This window comes from Candidatus Rickettsia tasmaniensis (genome assembly GCF_036857515.1).
GTDB classification, from domain to species: Bacteria; Pseudomonadota; Alphaproteobacteria; order Rickettsiales; family Rickettsiaceae; genus Rickettsia; species Rickettsia rickettsii.
Genome location: NZ_JAQCNX010000058.1, coordinates 1 through 1,194 on the forward strand (window position 1 = coordinate 1; position 1,194 = coordinate 1,194).

Here is a 1,194-nt window from a genome sequence, read left to right on the forward strand (position 1 = left end):
CAAAAATAGAATCATATAATCTTGATAAGGCTATAGTGAGAGGTGATTTAGCTATTCTAAAAGCTGTACTTGAGCATAGTACTACAAAAATAGAATCATATAATCTTGATAAGGCTATAGTGAGAGGTGATTTAGCTATTCTAAAAGCTGTACTTGAGCATAGTACTACAAAAATAGAATCATATAATCTTGATAAGGCTATAGCGAGAGGTGATTTAGCTATTCTAAAAGCTGTACTTGAGCATCCTACTATAGAGGTAGGTAGCCCTAATATTTATACGGCAGAAGAGACGCATAATTTAGACGTTATCGAATTAGTAAAAAAATATTATAATTCTACTATAAATACTATTACGTCTGAAGAAAATACTATAGATACAACACTTACTATAGTAGAAGAAGTACCGGCATTAGGAGAGGGGACAGAGGGAGTATAAGTAATAAAATTCAATATTATTCCCGTGGAAGGCTTGCTTGCATGAATATCCAAGTCGTCATTGCGAGCGACTAAAGGCTTTGTTGCATGGCTTGAAAAACCTACTCGATGTCATTCCCGCTTTCGCGGGAATGACATAAAACAAGCCATGCCACAACGCAGCGACTGTAAGGAGTGTGGCAATCTATAAAAAATAGTAAAAAATCTGTAAATCAGAATTTTTTACTGGATTGCTTAGTCAAAATTTTCAATTTTTCCTCGCAATGACGGCAAAACCAAGCCACGCGAGTAATGCCAAGTCATTCAATAGACCTCTTCGGAAACTCTACTTCTAGAGGTAATTTGTACGTCGATCCGGTACTCGAATCCTCACGTACTCTTTTGTATGCTGCGGTTCTGCGTTCCGTGTCTCCTTCAAATTCCTCTCTATAAGCGAGTTCCCGAAGAGGTCTAATAAAATCTAAATATTTCTTAGAATTGCTTTACTTAATTCATAATTCAAGTGTGAGAAGTTTATCTCTTCAAATCCTTTTCTCGGAATAATAATCATTGCAAATTTTATAGCCTTAAAGCTAGAATCACTAACAATAATTCTAATTAGATGTCGTATACGCCTTTTAATTTTGTTGCGAACTACAGCTTTTTTATTTAGCTTTCTGCTAACTTTGATTCCTAAAAAGGTGTTATATTTTGATTCAAGGAAGATTTTTGGAAGTTTTGTGGCGATTACCAAAATACAATATCTCTCATGGAGCTTC

1 protein-coding gene and 1 pseudogene are annotated in these 1,194 nt (G+C 35.0%); one reads left to right on the forward strand and one right to left on the reverse strand.

Going from position 1 to position 1,194, the window contains the following annotated elements:
* Positions 1-437, forward strand: a pseudogene (locus tag O6R16_RS07855) (hypothetical protein); the annotation flags it as partial.
* Positions 438-896: 459 nt separating this feature from the next.
* Here the strand turns inward: O6R16_RS07855 and rnpA are convergent.
* The coding region (gene rnpA / locus O6R16_RS07860; RefSeq protein ID WP_499680695.1) for a ribonuclease P protein component at positions 897-1,194 on the reverse strand (298 nt) is incomplete at its 5' end.